Genomic DNA, 18,903 nt, shown 5'->3' with positions numbered 1-18,903 from the left:
CAGCGCGGCCGTTCCGCTGTTACGGCTCGCCCTCGCGGCTCCACGGGAAGAGATTGGCCGGAAAGTCTGCTGCGTAGCGCCTGCCCTTCCGGGGCGGAAGCGGTGCATCCGGTGGGTTCGGATTGGGCTCGACCACCCGCCGATAGAGGTGCCAGGTGGCATGACCGAGCACCGGCAGAACGACGGCGAGACCGACGAAGAGCGGCAGCGAGCCGATCACGAGCAGAGCCGCCACGATGAGGCCCCATCCGGCCATCGCAACCGGATTCGCCGCCACCGCTCGGAGCGACGTGCGGATCGCGTCGATCGCCGTCGCATGACGGTCCAGCATCAACGGAAATGACACGACGCTAACGCACAATGCCACAACCGCAAACAGGAAGCCGACACCGCAACCGATGATGATGAGCGACCAGCCTTCGGGTGTCGTCAGCACGCGCGTTGCGAAGTCGGGTATGCTTGCGGCCGCAGCGTGACCGAAGATCGCGACATAGATTGCGTTCGCGGCACCGATCCAGGCCCCGAACAGGACCAGCAGGAGCACGCCGAGTTCGACCATGGCGCCGAACGACGGTGCGCGCAGCACCTTGATCGCATCCCATGCTTCGACCTCCTCGCCGCGCTCGCGACGACGGCTGAGTTCGTAGAGACCGATCGCGGCAAAAGGACCGATCAAGGCAAAGCCGGCGGCCAGCGGAAACAGTAGCGGCAGCACCGAATAGCCGAGCACCATCCTGAACAGGACGAGACCGAGAACGGGATAAATCAGGCACACGACGATCGCGTGACTCGGCATCGCCTGGAAATCCGCCCAGCCCAGGCGCAGGGCCTCGGTCAGGTCGGACAAGCTGATCTTGCGAATGGGATAGGCGGCCGCTTCGCCGAATGCGCGCCGCCTGATGTCGTGGGAGTACAGAGTGGCCATGTACGGACCCTCCCGTGCTGAAAATCGCGGTTTTCGACAACACGCGCTCTTCAAGCCACGCGTGTCCGCCTGACGAGCAGGAAACGCGAAGGGTCTGGTACGGCAACCCAGGTTCAGTAACCGAGCCTGGCCGGACGGAACCCGTCGCGACCTGCCCGGCAAGCTTAGCGCGCGCGGAGCACGACTGCACTCACGGTTGGGTGAATTGCGCACCCGCACGGATTTGTGCGTTGCATCACCCAAACCGAACATAGGCGCCGGATGCTTGTCGGTTTGCCAGCACCGGCAATCACACCAATTCGGGCACCTCTATTGCTCTATTGACGCCGGATTAGGCTGGGATCATTTTAGACGCAGACGCCCTTAGAGTTGAAGGTCGCGAGCGTTCTCTTGATTTCGCGATCGGTGGACTGGGCGAAGCAAGAGGCCGGCGATGGCATATGCCAAGAAAGGCCAGCCATCGCGACCGACATGAGCTCCGCCCTGGATTCGTATCCGTAGCCTTCGATGGCAAGGATGGATCAGGATGGCTGTCGCACTGATACTGCTTCTGGTCGCGATCGGCTCGGTGCTGTTTCACATCTACAGCCCGTGGTGGTGGACGCCGATCGCCACGAACTGGGCCTATATCGACCACACGATCAACATCACGTTCTGGATCACGGGCTTTGTTTTCGTCGCCGTGATCGCCTTCATGGCTTACTGCGTCTTCCGCTTTCGCCATAGAGAGGGAAGAAGGGCTGACTACAATCCGGAAAACAAAAGGCTCGAATGGTGGCTGAGCGTCGGGACCGGCGTCGGCGTCGCGGCCATGCTGGCGCCTGGCCTCGTGGTCTGGCACCAGTTCGTGACGGTGCCTGCGGATGCCACCGAGATCGAAGTCATGGGCCAGCAATGGCAGTGGAGCTTCCGCCTTCCGGGCAAGGATGGGCAGTTGGGCACATCCGATGTCCGCAACATCGCTTCCGACAATCCGATGGGGCTCAATCGTGACGACCGGCACGCGCAGGACGATGTCGTGATCGAGAGCGGCGACCTGCACCTTCAAGTCGGAAAGCCGGTCAAGGTTCTCCTCCGCTCGGTTGATGTCCTGCACGATTTCTACGTGCCCGAATTCCGAGCCAAGATGGACATGGTTCCAGGCATGGTGACCTATTTCTGGATCACGCCGATCCGAACCGGAACGTTCGATGTCCTCTGTGCGGAGCTTTGTGGCACTGCTCACTATCAAATGCGGGCCAAGGTCATCGTCGACGAAGAGCGTGAATATCACGCTTGGCTGGAGCAACAAAAAACGTTCGCAGAATTATCGCCGGCAAAAGCCGTCGTGAAGACGACGTACCAATCCGGCAGCAAGTAGCAAGCTGCCGCCGAAGATAGATCGGGCGCAAGAGGCCAGCGCCTCCCCCCGATGGAACGACCGAGGAGGTTCTATGGTCGATGTTCCATATGAAGGGATCCCCGGCATCCCGCCTGCCGAAGTACCTGACGTCGAGCTCTATCATCCGCGGAGCTGGTGGACACGATATGTGTTCTCGCAGGACGCCAAGGTGATCGCCATTCAGTATTCGCTGACGGCCACGGCCATCGGGCTGGTGGCCCTGGTGCTGTCGTGGCTGATGCGGCTGCAACTGGGATTCCCCGGCACGTTCTCTTTCATCGATGCCAACCAGTACCTCCAGTTCATCACCATGCACGGCATGATCATGGTGATTTACCTGCTCACCGCATTGTTCCTGGGCGGCTTCGGCAACTACCTGATCCCGCTGATGGTCGGCGCCAGGGACATGGTCTTCCCCTATGTGAACATGCTGAGCTACTGGATTTACCTGCTCGCAGTCCTGGTGCTTGCCTCGACATTCTTCGTGCCCGGCGGCCCCACCGGCGCCGGTTGGACGCTGTACCCGCCGCAAGCAATCCTTTCAGGAACGCCCGGGCAGGATTGGGGCATCCTTCTCATGCTCGCGTCCCTGATCCTGTTCATCATCGGCTTCACCATGGGCGGGCTGAATTATGTGGTCACAGTGTTGCAGGCTCGCACGCGCGGCATGACCTTGATGCGCCTGCCCCTGACGGTGTGGGGCATTTTCACGGCGACCGTCATGGCGCTCCTCGCGTTCCCTGCATTGTTCGTTGCCTCGGTCATGCTGCTGTTCGACCGTCTCTTGGGAACCAGCTTCTTCATGCCCGCCCTCCTCGAGATGGGCACGCTATCGAAACATGGCGGCGGCAGCCCGTTGCTCTTCCAGCACCTGTTCTGGTTCTTCGGTCATCCCGAAGTCTACATCGTTGCCCTGCCCGCCTTCGGCATCGTCTCCGATCTGATCAGCACGCATGCGCGCAAGAACATCTTTGGTTATCGCATGATGGTCTGGGCGATCGTAGCCATCGGCGCGCTCAGCTTCATCGTATGGGCGCACCACATGTATGTGAGCGGCATGTTCCCGCAATTCGGGTACTTCTTCGCCACCACGACGCTCATCATCGCAATCCCCACCGCGATCAAGGTCTACAACTGGGTGCTGACCCTGTGGCGCGGCGACATTCATCTCACGGTGCCGATGCTGTTCGCCCTCGGCTTCATCGTCACCTTCGTGAACGGCGGGCTCACCGGCCTCTTCCTCGGCAACGTCGTCGTGGACGTGCCCCTCTCGGATACCATGTTCGTGGTCGCCCATTTCCACATGGTGATGGGCGTCGCGCCGATCATGGTCGTGCTCGGCGCGATCTATCATTGGTACCCAAAGGTCACGGGGCGGATGCTGAACGAGGCCATGGGAAAGTTTCACTTCTGGGTCACCTTCCTCGGCGCCTACCTGATCTTCTTCCCCATGCACTATCTTGGACTGCTCGGGGTCCCGCGCCGGTATTTCGAACTCCTGGATACGACGTTCATCCCGTCCTCGGCCCATTCACTCAACGCCTTCATCTCCGTGGTGGCCTTGATCGTCGGCTTTAGCCAGATGGTGTTCCTGTTCAACCTTGTCTGGAGCCTGTTCAAAGGTGAGGCCTCAGGCGGCAATCCGTGGCGGGCGACGACGCTGGAGTGGCAGACGCCGGAGACGCCCCCAGCGCACGGCAACTGGGGCAAGGAGCTCCCTGTCGTGTACCGCTGGGCCTATGATTACAGTGTGCCCGGTGCCGTGGAGGACTTCATTCCGCAGAACCAGCCGCCGCGTGCGACTCAGCTCGTTCAGGGAGCTGCTTCGTGAGCGCCATCATCCTGTTCCTGGCTGTGCTTGCGGTGATCGCCGGATGGTGGCTGTCGCAGCAGCGCCTGACGGCGAAGCCCTGGCTGGAGGAAGGCCCGGCCGGTGACTTCCCCGGCGGCGATGCCATAACCTGGCCGGCAGCGAAGATCGGACTTGGCGTGTTTCTCGCGGTCGCGAGCGCCTTGTTCATCCTCTTCATCAGCGCCTACTCGATGCGCATGAGCGTGGTGGACTGGCGGCCGCTGCCGGTGCCGCGGCTGCTGTGGGTCAACACGGGCGTCCTGGTCCTGAGCAGTGTCGCGCTGCAATGGTCGAACGTGGCCGCGCGCCGACACGATACCGAAGGCGTCATGATCGGTCTGCTCGCGGGCGGAGCATCTGCCGTGATCTTCCTCGCCGGGCAGCTCCTGGCCTGGCAACGGCTCGGGGCTGCGGGATATTTCGTGGCGTCCAATCCATCGAATTCCTTCTTCTACCTGTTGACCGCAGTGCACGGGCTGCATCTGACGGGCGGTCTGGTGGCCTTGGGCCGAACCTCGGCCAAGATGTGGCGCGGCGCCGAGATCGCAGACATGCGCTTGAGCGTGGAGCTGTGCGCCATCTACTGGCACTTCCTGCTGTTGGTCTGGCTTGTCCTGCTCGGTCTTCTCACCGGCTGGACCGACGATTTCGTCGACATCTGCCGCCAATTGCTGAGCTAGGGAGGCGAGACCAGATGGCTGAGACCGTGCTGACAAATCCGGGCCAATCGCCTGCGCGGCTTGAAGGCTGGCGCGGCATCGCCGCCGACTGGGCGTCCGATCAGCGCGCCTTCAAGAACGTGTCCTGGGGCAAGGCCATGATGTGGATCTTCCTCCTCAGCGACACCTTCATCTTCAGTTGCTTCCTGCTCTCCTACATGACGGCGCGCATGTCGACGACCGTGCCGTGGCCCAATCCCAGCGAAGTCTTCGCCCTCGATATCGGGGGCAACCACATGCCCCTGATCCTGATCGCCATCATGACCTTCGTGCTGATCAGCAGCAGCGGTACGATGGCGATGGCCGTCAATTTCGGCTACCGCCGCGATCGCGTGAGAACCGCAATCCTGATGCTGGTCACTGCAGCCTTCGGCGCGACCTTCGTCGGAATGCAGGCCTTCGAATGGACCAAGCTGATCATGGAGGGCGTCCGGCCCTGGGGCAATCCATGGGGCGCCCCGCAGTTTGGTGCGAGCTTCTTCATGATCACCGGCTTCCACGGCACCCATGTGACGTTCGGTGTGATCTTCCTGATCGCCATCGCGCGAAAGGTCTTTCGTGGCGACTTCGACGTCGAGAGGCGCGGCTTCTTCACGAGCCGAAGGGGGAATTACGAGATCGTCGAGATCACGGGCCTGTACTGGCACTTCGTCGATCTCGTGTGGGTGTTCATCTTCGCATTCTTCTATCTTTGGTGAGGTCGGCGCATGACAAACGCGGCGGTACACATGGAAGAGCGGCTCCACGCTCCGGCGCACGGCGCAGTCGCAACGGAAGCCGTTCACGCCGAGGGGCAACAGCACCCGATCAAGCTCTACCTCGTGGTCTGGGGCTGGTTGTTCGTCCTCAGCACGTTCTCCTACCTCGTCGACTACTTTGGCCTGCATGGCTATCTGAGGTGGTCGCTGATCCTGCTGTTCATGATGTTGAAGGCCGGCCTGATCGTCGCCGTCTTCATGCACATGGCCTGGGAGCGGCTGGCCTTGACCTATGCCATCCTGCTGCCGCCGGTCGTGGTATTCGTATTTGTGGCGATCATGGCGCTCGAATCCGAATACACGCACTTCCTGAGGGTGCTGTTTTTCGCAACCCCGTCATAGCGCCTGCCGTCGCTCAGGCTAGGCTTCACCCCTCGAATGCGTCGATTGACGCCGTGCTTCCACGTGACACCAGCGCCTCATCCGTCGCCGGCAACGGCTGGCCCTTGTCGCGAAAACGGTTGGTGATGGGATAACGGCGGTCGCGGCCGAAATTCTTCGGTGTCACCTTCACCCCAGGCGCGGCCTGGCGGCGCTTGTATTCGGCGACGTTGAGCAGATGATCGATCCGGATCACCGTCTCGCGGTCGAAGCCGGCGGCGATGATCTGGTCGAGCGGCTCCTCGCGCTCGACCAGGCGCTCCAGGATGGCATCGAGCACGTCGTAAGGCGGCAACGAGTCCTGATCGGTCTGGTTCTCGCGCAGCTCCGCGGTCGGCGGGCGCGTGATGATGTCGGGCGGGATCACCTCGCCGGCAGGGCCGAGCGCGCCCTCCGGCTTCCAGGAATTGCGCAGGCTTGCCAGGCGGAACACCTGCGTCTTGTAGATGTCCTTGATCGGGTTGAAGCCGCCGTTCATGTCGCCATAAAGCGTGGCGTAGCCGACCGACATCTCCGACTTGTTGCCGGTCGTCACCACCATCAGCCCGGTCTTGTTGGAGATCGCCATCAGCAGCGTGCCGCGGGTGCGGGCCTGGAGGTTCTCCTCGGTGATATCGGGCGGCAGGTTCTTGAAGATGCCGGACAGGATCGTCTCGAACCCGGTCACGGCTTCGGCGATCGGCAGCACCTCGTAGCGGATGCCGAGATGGCCGGCGAGCTCGCCGGCATCCGCGATCGAATGCGGCGCGGTGTAGCGGTAAGGCAGCATCACGCCATGCACCTGGTCGACGCCGAGCGCGTCGACCGCGATCGCCGCGCAGAGCGCCGAATCGATGCCGCCGGAGATGCCGAGCAGCACGCCTGGAAAGCCGTTCTTGGCGACGTAATCGCGTAAGCCCAGCACGCAGGCGGCGTAGTCGGCCTTGTCGCGCTCGGGCAGCTCGGCGATCGGCCCGCTGCAGCGCCAGTCGTCGCCGTTTCTGCTGAAGCGCAGCGTGACGATGCCTTCTTCGAAGGCCGGCAGCTGCGCCGCGAGCGAGAGATCGCCATTGAGCGCGAAGGATGCGCCGTCGAACACGAGCTCGTCCTGGCCGCCGACCTGGTTGAGATAGACCAGCGGCAGCCCGCTCTCTGTGACGCGCGCCACCGCGACCGACAGGCGCACGTCGTTCTTGTCGCGGGCGTAAGGCGAGCCGTTCGGCACCAGGATGATCTCGGCGCCGGTCTCGGCCAGCGTCTCGACCACGTTCTCGTAATCCTCGGACTCTTCCAGCCAGATGTCCTCGCAGATCGGCACACCGATGCGCACGCCGCGCACAGTGACGGGACCGGCGGCAGGGCCGCGCGAAAACAGCCGCTTCTCGTCGAACACGCCGTAATTCGGCAGGTTGCACTTGAAACGCAGGCTCGCGATGCGCCCGCCGTCGAGCAGCGCACAGGCATTGTAGAGCATGCCCTCCTCGACCCAGGGCGTGCCGACCAGCATCGCAGGCCCGCCATCGGCGGTCTCGCGCGCGAGGCTTTCGATCGCGGCGCGGCAGGCGGCCTGGAAGGCGGGCTTCTGCACCAGGTCTTCCGGCGGATAGCCGGCGATGAACAGTTCTGGAAACAACACGAGATCGGCGCCGTCGGACTTGGCCTGCGCCCGCGCCGCGCGCGCCTTGGCCGCATTGCCCTCCACGTCGCCCATGGTCGGATTGAGCTGGGCGAGCGTGACCGCGAATGTGTCGAGACGTTCGGTCATCGCGCGCTCGCTTTCACCTCTCCCGAAGGGAGAGGTCGAATTGCATCGGAGATGCAATTCGGGTGAGGGGTTACGGTGTCTCGTGGGAGCTGAGCCCCCTCACCCGATTTGAGCTCGACGATGCTCCGCATCGCGAGACACAAATCGACCTCTCCCCGTTGGGGAGAGGTGAAGGGACCTCGGACACCCACGCGCAATGGATTGTCTCCGCGCTCTAGAGGAACCCCAATCGCTCGATGATGGCAATGATCCAGAACGCGCCGGTCATCAAGAGCGCAACGCCAACCGCGGCCGAGCCCATGTCCTTGACTCGGCCGATCTGCTTGTCGTGATCCAAGGTCAGCCGGTCGGCGAGCTTCTCGATCGCGGTATTGAGCAACTCGACCGTCAGCACGAAAGCGACAGAGCACACCAATTCGACCGCGCGCATCGCCGTGGCGCCGATGAACCAGGCGAGCGGCACCGACAGCAGCAGCGCAAAAATCTCCTCGCGGACCGCCTGCTCCGACCGGAACGCAAAGGCCAGCCCGTTGCGGGAATTGATCGTGGCCTTCCAGATCCGCAGCAAGGTCTTACAGCCCCGCTGCGGCCGGAATCGGCTGAGCCTTGCCGGCGCGCTCCTGCTTGAGCAGCTCGGCGACCAGGAACGCCATATCGATGGATTGCTCGGCGTTGAGGCGGGGATCGCAGACCGTGTGGTAGCGGTCGTTGAGATCCTCGTCCGTGATCGCGCGGGCGCCGCCGAGACATTCGGTGACGTCCTGGCCGGTCATCTCCAGATGCACGCCGCCAGCATGGGTGCCCTCGGCGGCGTGGACCGCGAAGAACGACTTGACCTCGGACAGGATGCGGTCGAACGGGCGAGTCTTGTAGCCGGACGTCGAGGTGATGGTGTTGCCGTGCATGGGATCGCAGGACCAGACCACCACCCGGCCCTCGCGCTTCACGGCACGGACCATGTTCGGCAGATGCTCGCCGATCTTGTCGGAGCCGAAGCGGCCGATCAGCGTCAGCCGGCCCGGCTCGTTGTCGGGATTGAGCACGTCGATCAGCTTCAGCAGCTCGTCCACCTTGAGCGAGGGGCCGCACTTCAGCCCGATCGGATTCTTGATGCCGCGGAAATATTCGACATGGCCGTGATCGAGCTGGCGGGTGCGGTCGCCGATCCAGATCATGTGGCCCGAGGTCGCGTACCAGTCGCCGGTGGTGGAATCGACGCGGGTCATGGCCTGCTCGTAGCCGAGCAGCAGCGCCTCATGGCTGGTGTAGAAATCGGTGGCACGCAGCTCCGGATGGCTCTCGAGGTCGAGGCCGCAGGCGCGCATGAAGTTGAGCGCGTCCGAGATGCGGTCGGCCAGCTCCTTGTAGCGGCGTGACTGCGGGCTATCCTTGAGGAAACCCAGCATCCATTGATGCACGCTGCCGAGATTGGCGAAGCCGCCGGTGGCGAACGCGCGGAGCAGGTTCAGCGTCGCGGCGGACTGGCGATAGGCCATCAGCTGGCGCTGCGGATCGGGAATGCGCGCTTCGCTGGTGAAGGCGATGTCGTTGACGATGTCGCCGCGATAGCTCGGCAGCTCGACGCCATTCACCTTCTCGGTCGCCGACGAGCGCGGTTTCGCGAACTGGCCGGCGATGCGGCCGACCTTCACCACCGGCACCGCGCCGGCATAGGTCAGCACCACCGCCATCTGCAGCAGCACGCGGAAGAAGTCGCGAATGTTGTTGGCGCCGTGCTCGGCGAAGCTCTCGGCGCAGTCGCCGCCCTGCAGCAGGAAGGCCTCGCCGGCCGCAACGCGGCCCAAGGCCTTCTTCAGATTGCGCGCCTCGCCTGCGAACACCAGCGGCGGAAAGGTCGCAAGCTGCGCCTCGACGTCGGCCAGAGCCTTGGCGTCGGGATATTCGGGCACCTGTAGCACCGGCTTGCTGCGCCAGGACTCGGGCGTCCACCGCTCGGACATCGCAATCTCTCCGTGAAGCAAAAACCACAACCTGATCTAGGGGTTGCGAGGGCCGCCTTATACACAGGCCGGCCACGCCCCGCCAGTTGTAAATCCATTTCGCAGCGCAAACCCTTGCGGCCAAAGCCGAATTCGCATTTGCTTGGGCAGGCTTGAGGAATCCGACAGGACACCGACCGCCATGGGCGAGGCACTGGATGACGTTTTCATCGACGAGATCAGCTTCCCGGCAGCCGACGGCTATGCCCTGACCGGCACCCTGTTCCTGCCGCGCGGCGCCAAGCGCCATGCCGTCCTGATCAATTCGGCGACCGCCGTGCCGCGAAAGATTTATCGGGGCTTTGCCTCCTACCTCGCCCATCGCGGCTGCGCGGTGCTGACCTACGATTATCGCGGCATCGGCGATTCCCGCCTGCCGGCGATGGTCGGCTACAACCAGCCGAAATCGCTGGTCGGCTTCAAGGCCTCGATGTCGGACTGGGCGGCGCTCGACGTCACCGCCGCGGTCAGCTGGATGCGCGAGCGCTATCATGCCCTGCCGCTCGCCTATATCGGCCATTCCTTCGGCGGCCAGGCGCTCGGGCTGATCGCGAATAACAGCGATATCTCGCGCGCGGCCTTGGTGGCCTCGCAGGCCGCGACATGGCGGTTGATGACCTCGCCGGAAAAATACCGGGTCTACGCCTTCATGAATTTTGTCGGTGTGCCGCTGGTCAAAGCACTCGGTTACGCACCGGGCTGGGCCGGTATTGGCGAGGATTTGCCCAAGGGCGTCTTCCTGCAATGGACCGAATGGGTCTCGAGCCCGCGCTATCTGTTCGATTCAAAGCTGCCGGCACTCGAGAACTTCGCCAGGTTCAAGGGCGAGCTGCGCTCGCTATGTTTCTCCGACGATCCCTGGGCGACGCGGCCCGCGGTCGAGCTGCTCGCGAGCGGATTCACTGCGATCAAGCCGGAGGTGCTGATGGTCAAACCGTCCGACGTCGGCGCCAAGGGAATAGGCCATTTCGGCTTCTTCCGCCCCGAGCACCGCGACACGCTGTGGCGCGGCGTCGCGGAATGGATTCAGGGGGAATGAGGCTGCGTCAGCGGATGATCGTCGTCAGCGACGAGTAGCGCCGGTTCGGCTTGGCGTCGCTAGGTGCGAACTGCGCGAAGGCGTCGCTGACGCGCACCGCCGGCGGCGTGTCGCTCGCGAACCGAAACTCCTTCGGCCGCGGTGCGTAGAAGCTTGCGCGGTAATAAGCGTCGTCGAAGCGCGCCTCGCCGACGCCGAACAATGCGTCACAGACCAGCAGGAGCGCGTAGACTCCCGCGACCGCTGCGACGATCTCCCTGAGAATTGTCATGCCCGATGCCCTGCCCTTTGCGGGCAGGATGCAGATCGGTTCCAAAGGCCTGGTTTAAGGCGCCCGGCTTCTTGTCGGCAGCGTTTGCCGGCACTGAACCGATTGCAGACAATTTTATCGATCTCGAAAGAGAGCTCGCCCAACCGGACGATCAGGCGGGCTCCAGGATTGGCCGCTCGGGAGGTATTGGGCGGCCAGCTTATCAGCCGTGCTCGGCCGCCTTGCGATGGCCGCTCTCGCTGAGGCGGTCGACCCAGGCGATGCCGACCGCCGAGACGATGAAGGTCATATGAATAAGCACCTGCCACATTACCCCGCTCTCGGTGAAATTGCTGCGGGTCGTGCCGAGATTGCCGGCCTCGATGAAGGTCCTGAGCAGCGAGATCGAGGAGATGCCGATGATCGCCATTGCGAGCTTGATCTTGAGCACGCTGGCATTGACGTGACCGAGCCATTCCGGCTCGTCCGGATGGCCGCTGAGGTTCAGCCGGGAAACGAAGGTCTCGTATCCACCCACGATTACCATGATCAGAAGGTTCGAGATCATGACGACGTCAATCAGCCCGAGTACGACCAGCATGATCTGCTGCTCGCTGGCGTCGAATGAATGCAAGACGAGGTGCCAGAGCTCCTTCAGGAACAACAGCACATAGACGGACTGGGCGACAATGAGGCCAACATAGAGCGGCAGCTGCAGCCAGCGCGAGCCGAAGATCAGCTTCGGAAGCAGGCCGACCGGCGGCAACGGCGCGGCCCGCGCCGAAGGTGCTTTGGGTTCAGACGTCATTGATCACTCCGGACTGCGGTAGATTGTCGCCTCAGAGACTCGCAATCACCGGTGCAAGTTCCAGCGTGCCGCGATAGATCATCTCAAACGAGACGTAAAGGATGATGGCGAGGCCGACATAGGCCACCCAGCGCTGCTTCTGGAGCAAACGGCCAAGCAGATCCGCGGCAACGCCCATCATCCCAACCGACAAGAGCAGGCCGAAGGCCAGGATATAGGGATGCTCCCGCGCGGCGCCCGCGACCGCGAGCACGTTGTCGAGCGACATCGACACGTCGGCGGCGACGATCTGCACCGCCGCTTGGCCGAAAGTCTTCTGCGTTACCGGCTGCTGTACCGGCGCAGCACCTGCGCCGTTACTATCGAATGCGAGTTCTTTCGAATGCGCGGCCTGCTCGCGCAGCTCGCGCCACATCTTCCAGCAGACCCAGAGCAGCAACACGCCGCCGGCGAGCAGAAGGCCGATCACTTGCAGAAGCTGGGTCGCAACGCCGGCGAAGGCGATACGCAGTGCGGTGGCAGCGGCGATACCGACGATGATGGCGCGGCGGCGCTGCTCGGCCGGCAGGCCGGCAGCCGCAAGGCCGATGACGACGGCATTGTCGCCGGCGAGCACGAGATCGATCAGGATGACTTGAAACAGCGCGGACAGCGCTTCGGCGGTGATGAGTTCAGTCATGATTGATCATTCCTAGAGGCAGACGGATCGAGCCAATGCGGCTTGCGCCGCTCGATCCAGTCGAAGACTTTTGAACGGGAGGAGCGCAGCGCAGGCACGTCCTCGGCGAGCAGAGCAAGGCCGAGCGGCAGCATCCAGACGCCGAGCACCGGGAGGATGGAGAGCACACCGCCGACGACCAGCAGCGTGCCCGAGGGGATCCTGACCCAGCGGCTGGACGGCTTGAGCAGATAGGTCAGGGTGTCGCTCATGCGCGGCGGCAGGCGGTCGACGAGCTTGGCCAGGCGCGGGTCTCCACCAGCGATCTGCTCGGTGTTCCCCTCGGTTTGCCTGGCGCGCTCGTTCGAAATCGTGCTCATGCTTACCCCTTCGAGGCGGCCTGCAGCTTGGGGCCCGGCGCACTCGCCCCGACCGGCTTCGCGCGCGGCAGCACCAGCGTCAGCAAGCGCAACAATTTAATCGCCTGGACTTCGTGGGGATGTACGTCCTCGTCTGCGGCAGCAACGCGCTCCGACAGCTCCACCAGATGCGACGACAGCGGCAGGTTCGAAACCGGTCGCAGCGTATCGATCACGACGTTGGCAAAATCCGGCTCTTCGAGCCGTTCGGCGAGTTCGTCGAACATCGCACGGAGCCGTTCGTCGCCGATGTGCGGCGCCAGCTTGCGGTCTCTGATGAAACGGATCACCTCGTCGCGTTCGACGGGTGAGACGCGCCGGTCAGCAACCGCTACCAGGGCGCCCACGATCACCACGGCCGCCGCGGCCTGCTCATTCAGGCTGGACGGTTCCGTGATCTCGATCGAATTTGAGGACTTGGTTCCGGACATCGTAGCTCCCTTAACTTGCGAAATAGCCGCACGGAGCTGCGATGGGGACGAATGGTCGGAGAAAACGAAACAGGGGGCCCGACAATCGGCCGATCCATCGCATTCGCGCGGGACTGGTCATCCGACATCGCGAGGTTTGCCGACGAACGTCGACGTCCTCGCCAGAGGGGCCCGGATTCTTGTTCGCTTCAGAATTATAGGTACGCCTGTCGGAATCAAGGCGGACCGGCTGCGACCAGCCGCCGCATCCGTTCGGCGTTGCGGGATCGGTCATGCAACCCTTTCGCAGCTGGAACCATGCGTCCGTGACAGGTGTTGATGCACCTCGCGACGCATCAAACCGCCTGGCAGGAACCCGCATGTGCCGCTGGATCGCATACCGGGGCGAAACCACCTCGTTCGAGCCTTATGTCACCGAACCCGAGCATTCGCTGATTGCGCAGAGCATCCGCTCGCTTCAGTCCACGGCGGGCTCGAACGGAGACGGCTTTGGTCTCGGCTGGTATGGCGAGCACCCCGAGCCGGGCCTTTATCGCGAGACGCGCCCGGCGTGGTCGGACGAAAACCTGCGCTACCTCTGCCGGCATCTGCACTCGCATCTGTTCTTCGCTCATGTGCGTGCCGCAACCGGCACGGCCGTGACGCGGCAGAATTGTCACCCCTTTGCCTGCGGGCACTGGATGTTCATGCACAACGGGTTCGTCGGGAGCTGGAATCGGCTGCGGCGCAAAGTCGAGGCGCTGATTCCCGATGCCTACTATCCGTCGCGGCTGGGCACGACGGATTCGGAAGCCGTGTTCCTGGCCATGATGGGGGCCGGTCTCGAGCACGATCCGCTCGGCGCGACACAGTCCGTGCTGCAATCCCTCCTCGGATTCGTCAATGAAGGCGGGCTTCGCGAACGGCTGCGCTTTACCAGCGCGATTGCCAACGGCCGCGACCTCTACGCATTTCGGGTCTCGGTGAACGATGCCGCGAACACGCTCTACTTCCGCGAGGACGGCGGGCAAGTCATCGTCGTCTCCGAGCCGTTCGATAAGGAATCGGACTGGGCGGAAGTCCCGCCGAACCACGCCCTGATCGCGCGAGCGTCCGAAGCCGTCAAAATTGTTCCGTTCGACCCTGCAATTTCCAGTACATTGGGTGCGGAACCGGCCACAATCAGACGGATTATCGCCCGCAGGTAATGACCGCGCCGGTGGCCAATGACATTTGCTTCAGACGTTTCAAAGCTGCTGCGTCTTGCCCCCTCCGAGGACAAGCAGCATGTCGTCATCCGTTCTGCCGGCGGCGGCGGCAATCCGGCGGAATATTCCTTCGGCATCGAGGAGGAATACTTCCTCGCTGACCGCCGCAGCTTCGAGGTCGCGATTCGCACGCCCAACGAGCTGTTCGAATCGGCAAACTGGTCGACCGGCGGCCAGGCCATGCGCGAGATGCTGCAATCGCAGCTCGAGGTCGCAACCAACGTTCATGTCGACGTGAACGACGCGCGCGAGGAGCTGCGCTTCCTGCGACGCGAGGTCGCGAACGTCGCTGCGCAATACGGCTTTGTGATCATGGCCTGCGGCACGCACCCGAGCGCAGTCTGGCGCATGTCGCAGCCCAGCCCGAAACCGCGCTACGAGGAGATGATCGAGGATCTGCGCAGCATCGGCCACCGCAACATGATGTGCGGCATGCATGTGCACGTGCAGCTGCCGGATCCCGAGAAGCGCATGGCGGTGATGCGGGCCATGCTGCCGCATCTGCCGCTGTTCATCGCGCTGTCGACGTCCTCGCCGTTCTGGAATTCGCACAAGACCGGATTGAAGGGCTACCGCCTCGCGGCTTATTCCGAGCTGCCGCGCACCGGCCTGCCCGAATTGTTCGAAGGCAAGCAGGATTTCGACGCTTATGTCGGCGCGTTGCAGCGCTCCGGCGTGATCCCGGACGAAAGCCACATCTGGTGGGCAATGCGCCCCTCCATGAAGCATCCGACGCTGGAGCTTCGCGCGCCCGACACCTGCACCTTCGTCGACGACGCGGTTGCCATCGCCTCGCTCTACCGCTGCCTGACGCGGCATCTCTATCTGCGCCCTCAGCTGTCCCGGGAGGTCACTGCGGTCGAGCGCGCGATCGCGGTCGAGAACAAATGGCGCGCCCAGCGCTACGGCACCGACTGCATCTTCGCCTCGAAGGACGGACCGGTGACGATCTCGGAGCTGCTCACGCGAGTGATCGACGACATTGCGGAGGACGCAGCCGCACTGAACTGCTCCGCCGAGATCGAACACTGCCGCACCATCGTCGCGCGCGGCAGCTCGGCGGAATTCCAGCTTCGCGCCTATCGCGAAAGCGGCGACGACATCGCAGCCGTGTCACAATGGATCGCTACCTCTACGCTGTCAGGAACGAGCGCGCCTGTGCATCGCAGCGCTCCTGCACCGTCATAGCGCCCGCGCAAGCTTGCGCGACGAAAATGCCACTCCTGAGTTACGGAGATCGTTGGAGAAGCGCATGAACCGCACCACACCCTGCCCCGGCTGCGGCCATGCGCTTGTGCCGATGCTGACGGCCCACGGCCACACGGAGCCGAGCTGCCTCTGGTGCGAAGGCTTCGACGCGCGCGCCATGGACATGGCGAAATGGGCAGGCAGCCCGTCCGGCAAGCCCGAGCCGGCGCTCCCGCGATCATTCGACTGAACCGTGCCGGGCGCCCGTCGCGGGCCGACTGCATGCGCTTTTGCAGGGCATGCCGACAAATTAGACAAGACAAGCCGCTGCGCCCACTGACGCTTGTCCGGAGAAGTCGGGCGAGTTCGGCGCCACCCATTGTCTAACCTCAGGTGCAATCTCGATTATTTGCGCGTCGCGTGCAGCCGGCGGACCAGCGCGCCGCATTGCGCTCCGGCTGGCCTGAAATTCGCAAGACCGCATCAGGCCAAGTCCCTGCCCGGCCAGATGAGGAGCGGCCAGTCACGTGCGCTCGGCTTCCGGGATGAATGGCCTCAGATCGGAGAATGCCATGAACGTGCATGCTGCCGGAGACATCAAATTCACCGGTCTCACCCATCCGAACGGCGCCCGGCTGCGCCTCAACGATCAGGACTTCGTGGCGATCGATCGCGACAAGAATGCGAATTTCGAGGCGACCTACCGGCCGCAGGCGCTCTACAACCGCGCCAACGAAGGCTTCCACGCCAACAACGAAACCTTCCTGCTGCACGAGGTCGCCACCAATCTGCCGATTTATCGGCCCGACACCGGCCCTACCGACTTCCATCTGCATCTGCCGCCGGGCGGCTTTCAGCTCGTGCTGGTCACTTCGGGCGCGTTCACCTTCGACTATGACGGCCGCTGGTACAATGTCGGCCCGGGCGCGGTGATGCTGCAAAGCGCGATCGTGCATCGCCAGCTGTTCTACACCTGGTCAGGCCTGTCGACCGAAGAGAATTTGAAGACGCCGCAGACGGTGGTGCCCGATCCGATCTCGATGGGCTATTCTGGCAAATTTCTCGAAGCCTTCATCACCGATCCCGCCACCTTTCCGAACCCGACCATTGTCGGCCCGGATCAGATCAATGAGGACGAAACGCCGCGCGTGGCCTGGAGCCATCCGCTGCATGACCGCCCGGCCGATGCCGGCTTCTGGCTTCAGGATCCCCTGGCGCTCGACGCACTGTTCAAGCCGCTCACCGATGGTTCTGTCAGATCGGCGATGCCGGTTTACATTCGCGACATCGGCATCGAGATTCCGAGCGGGCATCTCGTCACCGGCCACATCATCGCGACCGACCCGCGTGGCCACGCGCTCTTGCCGAAGAGCACGTCTGCCGCGGCGGACGCGACCTGTTTTGCCAAGGGCGAGGTCGTGATCTATCGCGTCATTCGCGGCACGGCCGAGTTCAAGAAGAAGTCCGGCGAGAGCTTTGAACTCTCTGCCGGCGACGTGGTGACGGCGGGGAAGGGTTCCATCAGCCTCACGGGTCTCGGCGAAAACACGCAGGTCCTCCGCCTCGGCCTGCTCAAGGGCATGAACGAGCTGCGCAGCTGGACGGCGACGCAGCGCGACGAGATCGACGGCCTCGCCGGTCAGATCATCACGCAAAAGGACGTGCGTCCCCTGCGCACCGAAGGCAAGCCGGTCGGATATCTGTACGGCTGAGGCTACTCCGCCGCCTGCCGCACGTGCCGTGCGGTCGGGGTGCGCATGGTGACGAGCTCTTCGGCCGCGGTCGGATGCAGTGCGATGGTCGCGTCGAAATCGGCCTTGGTCGCCTTCATCTTCACCGCGATCGCGACGGCTTGCGTGATCTCGGCGGCGGCATCGCCGACAATGTGACAGCCGAGCACGCGGTCGGTCGCGCCGTCGACCACGAGCTTCATCAGCACGCGGGTGTCGCGGCCGGACATCGTCGCCTTGATGGGCCGGAACGTCGTCTTGTAGATGTCGACGTGGCTGAATTGCGCGCGCGCCTCGGTTTCCGTCAGGCCGACAGTGCCGACCTCCGGCTGCGAGAACACGGCCGTCGGGATATTGGCGTGGTCGACCTGCACCTCGCGCTTGCCGAACACCGTGTCGGCGAAGGCATGGCCCTCGCGGATCGCGACCGGCGTCAGGTTGAAGCGGTGGGTAACGTCGCCGATGGCATAGATGCTGTCGACCGAGCTCTTGGAGAAATGGTCGACCGCGATGCCGCCGTTGGCGGGATTGATGGCGACGCCGGCATTCTCCAGGCCGAGATTGGCGACGTTCGGATGGCGGCCGATCGCGAACATCACTTGGTCGGAGGCGAGGCTCGAGCCGTTCGACAGATGCGTGGTGAAGTCCTCGCCGTGGCGGTCGACCTTGGTCACGGTGCAGCCGGTGAGGATGGTGATGCCCTGCTTCTCCATCTCGGCGCGGACATGGGTCCGGACATCCTCGTCGAAGCCGCGCAGAATGTTGTCGCCGCGATAGATTACCGTCACATCGGAGCCGAAGCCGGCGAAGATGCCGGCGAATTCCAGCGCGATATAGCCGCCGCCCTGGATCACGATCCGCTTCGGCAGCCTCGCAAGATGAAACGCCTCGTTGGAGGAGATCACGTGCTCGATGCCGGGGATCGCCGCGCCATGGTTGGGCGCGCCGCCGGTGGCGATCAGGATGTACTTCGCCGTGACCTTCCTGTCGTTCTCGAGCAGGCGGACGGTGTGCTTGTCCTCGATCACCGCGCGGCTCTTGACGATCTGCGCGCCTGATTTCTCGACGTTGGCGGTGTAGGCCGCCTCCAGCCGCGCGATCTCCTTGTCCTTGTTGGCGATCAGCGTCGGCCAGTCGAAGCTGGCGGGCGGCACGGTCCAGCCGAAGCCGGCGGCGTCCTCGAGCTCGTGACGGACGTGCGAGCCGATCACGAACAGCTTCTTCGGCACACAGCCGCGGATCACGCAGGTGCCGCCCATGCGGTACTCTTCCGCGATCATGACGCGGGCGCCGTAGCCGGCCGCGATGCGGGCGGCACGGACGCCGCCCGAGCCGCCACCAATGACGAAGAGGTCGACGTCGAAATCAGCCAT

At 63.6% G+C, this 18,903-nt stretch carries 20 protein-coding genes; 10 read left to right on the top strand and 10 right to left on the bottom strand.

Annotated features, from left to right (window positions below; genetic code table 11):
* Nucleotides 1-19: 19 nt before the first annotated feature.
* The gene (locus tag I6F12_RS06750) at nt 20-925 is read right to left on the bottom strand and encodes a DUF2189 domain-containing protein (RefSeq protein WP_225155823.1); all 906 of its coding nucleotides are present in this window, start codon (nt 923-925) and stop codon (nt 20-22) included.
* A gap of 526 nt (nt 926-1,451) precedes the next feature.
* Here I6F12_RS06750 and I6F12_RS06745 point away from each other — a divergent pair.
* From I6F12_RS06745 to I6F12_RS06725, 5 genes are all read left to right on the top strand, one after another.
* Nucleotides 1,452-2,285, top strand: a complete 834-nt coding sequence (locus I6F12_RS06745; protein ID WP_036001495.1) for a cytochrome c oxidase subunit II — start codon at nt 1,452-1,454, stop codon at nt 2,283-2,285.
* Nucleotides 2,286-2,358: 73 nt separating this feature from the next.
* The gene (locus I6F12_RS06740) at nt 2,359-4,137 is read left to right on the top strand and encodes a cbb3-type cytochrome c oxidase subunit I (protein ID WP_225155822.1); all 1,779 of its coding nucleotides are present in this window, start codon (nt 2,359-2,361) and stop codon (nt 4,135-4,137) included.
* A complete protein-coding gene (locus tag I6F12_RS06735) occupies nt 4,134-4,838 on the top strand; it encodes a cytochrome c oxidase subunit 3 (protein ID WP_225155821.1) in 705 nt (234 codons plus the stop codon). The genes I6F12_RS06740 and I6F12_RS06735 overlap by 4 nt, the downstream gene beginning before the upstream one ends.
* A gap of 14 nt (nt 4,839-4,852) precedes the next feature.
* The gene (locus tag I6F12_RS06730; protein ID WP_036001504.1) at nt 4,853-5,575 is read left to right on the top strand and encodes a heme-copper oxidase subunit III family protein; all 723 of its coding nucleotides are present in this window, start codon (nt 4,853-4,855) and stop codon (nt 5,573-5,575) included.
* A 9-nt stretch (nt 5,576-5,584) separates the two neighbouring features.
* On the top strand, nt 5,585-5,977 hold the full coding sequence (locus I6F12_RS06725; protein ID WP_225146547.1) for a cytochrome C oxidase subunit IV family protein: 393 nt from the start codon (nt 5,585-5,587) through the stop codon (nt 5,975-5,977).
* Nucleotides 5,978-6,002: 25 nt separating this feature from the next.
* On the opposite strand, the gene I6F12_RS06720 is transcribed toward I6F12_RS06725, so the two are convergent.
* The 3 genes from I6F12_RS06720 to I6F12_RS06710 all read right to left on the bottom strand — a co-directional run bounded on the left by I6F12_RS06720 (nt 6,003) and on the right by I6F12_RS06710 (nt 9,721).
* Nucleotides 6,003-7,760, bottom strand: coding sequence for an NAD+ synthase (locus I6F12_RS06720; RefSeq protein ID WP_036001510.1), 1,758 nt, complete (start codon nt 7,758-7,760; stop codon nt 6,003-6,005).
* Nucleotides 7,761-7,974: 214 nt separating this feature from the next.
* The gene (locus I6F12_RS06715) at nt 7,975-8,328 is read right to left on the bottom strand and encodes a diacylglycerol kinase (RefSeq protein ID WP_036001513.1); all 354 of its coding nucleotides are present in this window, start codon (nt 8,326-8,328) and stop codon (nt 7,975-7,977) included.
* A gap of 4 nt (nt 8,329-8,332) precedes the next feature.
* On the bottom strand, nt 8,333-9,721 hold the full coding sequence (locus I6F12_RS06710) for a 3-deoxy-7-phosphoheptulonate synthase class II (RefSeq protein WP_036001515.1): 1,389 nt from the start codon (nt 9,719-9,721) through the stop codon (nt 8,333-8,335).
* Between the two features lie 181 nt (nt 9,722-9,902).
* Here I6F12_RS06710 and I6F12_RS06705 point away from each other — a divergent pair, with 181 nt between their 5' ends.
* Nucleotides 9,903-10,799 carry an alpha/beta fold hydrolase gene (locus I6F12_RS06705; protein WP_109144142.1) on the top strand — a complete coding sequence of 299 codons (897 nt, stop codon included), beginning with the start codon at nt 9,903-9,905 and terminating at the stop codon, nt 10,797-10,799.
* 7 nt (nt 10,800-10,806) lie between these two features.
* On the opposite strand, the gene I6F12_RS06700 is transcribed toward I6F12_RS06705, so the two are convergent.
* From I6F12_RS06700 to I6F12_RS06680, 5 genes are all read right to left on the bottom strand, one after another.
* Entirely contained in the window at nt 10,807-11,070 is a 264-nt protein-coding gene (locus I6F12_RS06700) for a hypothetical protein (protein ID WP_036001521.1), read from the bottom strand.
* A 202-nt stretch (nt 11,071-11,272) separates the two neighbouring features.
* Nucleotides 11,273-11,857, bottom strand: coding sequence for a TIGR00645 family protein (locus tag I6F12_RS06695; protein WP_036022249.1), 585 nt, complete (start codon nt 11,855-11,857; stop codon nt 11,273-11,275).
* A gap of 31 nt (nt 11,858-11,888) precedes the next feature.
* Entirely contained in the window at nt 11,889-12,536 is a 648-nt protein-coding gene (locus tag I6F12_RS06690) for a TerC family protein (protein WP_036022248.1), read from the bottom strand.
* Nucleotides 12,533-12,895 (bottom strand): hypothetical protein, encoded by a 363-nt coding sequence (locus I6F12_RS06685; RefSeq protein ID WP_036022245.1) that lies wholly within the window; start codon nt 12,893-12,895, stop codon nt 12,533-12,535. The genes I6F12_RS06690 and I6F12_RS06685 overlap by 4 nt, the downstream gene beginning before the upstream one ends.
* Before the next feature lie 2 nt (nt 12,896-12,897).
* Nucleotides 12,898-13,365, bottom strand: a complete 468-nt coding sequence (locus tag I6F12_RS06680; protein ID WP_109144143.1) for a TerB family tellurite resistance protein — start codon at nt 13,363-13,365, stop codon at nt 12,898-12,900.
* Between the two features lie 359 nt (nt 13,366-13,724).
* On the opposite strand from I6F12_RS06680, the gene I6F12_RS06675 reads away from it, so the two are divergent.
* The 4 genes from I6F12_RS06675 (at nt 13,725) to I6F12_RS06660 (ending at nt 17,512) form a co-directional block, all read left to right on the top strand.
* Nucleotides 13,725-14,552: a class II glutamine amidotransferase gene (locus tag I6F12_RS06675; RefSeq protein WP_225112816.1), complete on the top strand. Its 828-nt coding sequence runs from the start codon at nt 13,725-13,727 to the stop codon at nt 14,550-14,552.
* 18 nt (nt 14,553-14,570) lie between these two features.
* Entirely contained in the window at nt 14,571-15,800 is a 1,230-nt protein-coding gene (locus I6F12_RS06670) for a carboxylate-amine ligase (RefSeq protein WP_225155820.1), read from the top strand.
* Nucleotides 15,801-15,864: 64 nt separating this feature from the next.
* A complete protein-coding gene (locus I6F12_RS06665; RefSeq protein WP_036022282.1) occupies nt 15,865-16,050 on the top strand; it encodes a hypothetical protein in 186 nt (61 codons plus the stop codon).
* Nucleotides 16,051-16,372: 322 nt separating this feature from the next.
* Nucleotides 16,373-17,512 carry a glucuronate isomerase gene (locus tag I6F12_RS06660; RefSeq protein WP_225155819.1) on the top strand — a complete coding sequence of 380 codons (1,140 nt, stop codon included), beginning with the start codon at nt 16,373-16,375 and terminating at the stop codon, nt 17,510-17,512.
* A 2-nt stretch (nt 17,513-17,514) separates the two neighbouring features.
* On the opposite strand, the gene gor is transcribed toward I6F12_RS06660, so the two are convergent.
* Entirely contained in the window at nt 17,515-18,903 is a 1,389-nt protein-coding gene (gene gor / locus I6F12_RS06655; protein ID WP_036001552.1) for a glutathione-disulfide reductase, read from the bottom strand.

This window comes from Bradyrhizobium sp. IC4059, from assembly GCF_020193615.1.
GTDB classification, from domain to species: domain Bacteria; phylum Pseudomonadota; class Alphaproteobacteria; order Rhizobiales; family Xanthobacteraceae; genus Bradyrhizobium; species Bradyrhizobium yuanmingense.
Note: the sequence above shows the minus strand (reverse complement) of the source record. Positions and strands in the feature narration are given on the sequence as shown.

Excerpts from the sequence above, each read along its gene's own strand:
- I6F12_RS06750 (WP_225155823.1), bottom strand. The coding sequence starts at position 925 with ATGGCCACTCTGTACTCCCACGACATCAGGCGGCGCGCATTCGGCGAA.
- I6F12_RS06745 (WP_036001495.1), top strand. The coding sequence starts at position 1,452 with ATGGCTGTCGCACTGATACTGCTTCTGGTCGCGATCGGCTCGGTGCTG.
- I6F12_RS06740 (WP_225155822.1), top strand. The coding sequence starts at position 2,359 with ATGGTCGATGTTCCATATGAAGGGATCCCCGGCATCCCGCCTGCCGAA.
- I6F12_RS06730 (WP_036001504.1), top strand. The coding sequence starts at position 4,853 with ATGGCTGAGACCGTGCTGACAAATCCGGGCCAATCGCCTGCGCGGCTT.
- I6F12_RS06725 (WP_225146547.1), top strand. The coding sequence starts at position 5,585 with ATGACAAACGCGGCGGTACACATGGAAGAGCGGCTCCACGCTCCGGCG.
- I6F12_RS06720 (WP_036001510.1), bottom strand. The coding sequence starts at position 7,760 with ATGACCGAACGTCTCGACACATTCGCGGTCACGCTCGCCCAGCTCAAT.
- I6F12_RS06710 (WP_036001515.1), bottom strand. The coding sequence starts at position 9,721 with ATGTCCGAGCGGTGGACGCCCGAGTCCTGGCGCAGCAAGCCGGTGCTA.
- I6F12_RS06705 (WP_109144142.1), top strand. The coding sequence starts at position 9,903 with ATGGGCGAGGCACTGGATGACGTTTTCATCGACGAGATCAGCTTCCCG.
- I6F12_RS06700 (WP_036001521.1), bottom strand. The coding sequence starts at position 11,070 with ATGACAATTCTCAGGGAGATCGTCGCAGCGGTCGCGGGAGTCTACGCG.
- I6F12_RS06695 (WP_036022249.1), bottom strand. The coding sequence starts at position 11,857 with ATGACGTCTGAACCCAAAGCACCTTCGGCGCGGGCCGCGCCGTTGCCG.
- I6F12_RS06690 (WP_036022248.1), bottom strand. The coding sequence starts at position 12,536 with ATGACTGAACTCATCACCGCCGAAGCGCTGTCCGCGCTGTTTCAAGTC.
- I6F12_RS06685 (WP_036022245.1), bottom strand. The coding sequence starts at position 12,895 with ATGAGCACGATTTCGAACGAGCGCGCCAGGCAAACCGAGGGGAACACC.
- I6F12_RS06680 (WP_109144143.1), bottom strand. The coding sequence starts at position 13,365 with ATGTCCGGAACCAAGTCCTCAAATTCGATCGAGATCACGGAACCGTCC.
- I6F12_RS06675 (WP_225112816.1), top strand. The coding sequence starts at position 13,725 with ATGTGCCGCTGGATCGCATACCGGGGCGAAACCACCTCGTTCGAGCCT.
- I6F12_RS06670 (WP_225155820.1), top strand. The coding sequence starts at position 14,571 with ATGACATTTGCTTCAGACGTTTCAAAGCTGCTGCGTCTTGCCCCCTCC.
- I6F12_RS06665 (WP_036022282.1), top strand. The coding sequence starts at position 15,865 with ATGAACCGCACCACACCCTGCCCCGGCTGCGGCCATGCGCTTGTGCCG.
- I6F12_RS06660 (WP_225155819.1), top strand. The coding sequence starts at position 16,373 with ATGAACGTGCATGCTGCCGGAGACATCAAATTCACCGGTCTCACCCAT.
- gor (WP_036001552.1), bottom strand. The coding sequence starts at position 18,903 with ATGGCTGATTTCGACGTCGACCTCTTCGTCATTGGTGGCGGCTCGGGC.